The organism is Vibrio sp. 10N.222.46.A1 (assembly GCF_041473595.1).
Classification (GTDB): Bacteria; Pseudomonadota; Gammaproteobacteria; order Enterobacterales; family Vibrionaceae; genus Vibrio; species Vibrio tasmaniensis_A.
The window spans coordinates 1-712 of record NZ_JBFRSN010000564.1; the positions used below are offsets into that span (position 1 = coordinate 1).

Annotated in this window: 1 pseudogene; it reads left to right on the forward strand. The window is 42.0% G+C overall.

Features of this window, described 5'->3' with window-relative positions:
* Positions 1–704, forward strand: a pseudogene (locus AB4496_RS16040) (hypothetical protein); the annotation flags it as partial.
* Positions 705–712 lie beyond the last annotated feature (8 nt).

Sequence of the window (712 nt, forward strand, 5' to 3'; positions counted from 1 at the left end):
GGGAAGTGCTGCAAACCATCACGACTAAACCAAATGGCTTATATGTCGATGTAGTTCGTCAAGGGACAGCGCTGTCAGTCTGGGAAAACAAAGTTACTATTTTAGTTTCTAGAACCGAGCTAACCGATTATGTCGATGAGAATGGTGAGCAGCACTACGTCGCAAAATTGGCCGGAATAAATGCTGATGGTTCAGTGGTTGATTGGCGGGTTAAAGGTGGTTTGGCACTGGCTGAGCCAAAGAGTAATGCCGCTACAGATGAAGACATTGACAGCGAATCAATGGTTAATAAACACATAAAAATACCGCAATTTTGGCGAGGAATAAAAAAGTTCTTCACCGATAGCCCCAATGGAACAAGCTCTGAGCTCGTCATTACTCAAAAGGCTCTAAGCAATTTCAAGTCTGGTTTTAGTTCAGGACAAACATGGTGTCATCGCCGAACGCTCACCACGCGCGTTTTCAATGTTCGATACACCAACACCAATAACTTTCCGATTCAAGTGCATATTAGTTTTAGGTCTTTGACTCAAACAGGTGAAGCAGCAAAATTTTATGTTGATGATGAGAATTTTTCCATTGGTATTTATTATCCAGGCAATAGAGGTTACATCATCGACGTGATTATCCCACCAGGCTCTGAGTATTGGTTAATGGCCAATAGTTCTTTATATCGTTTGTATACTTGGTCAGAACTCCGTTGAGGAAACTG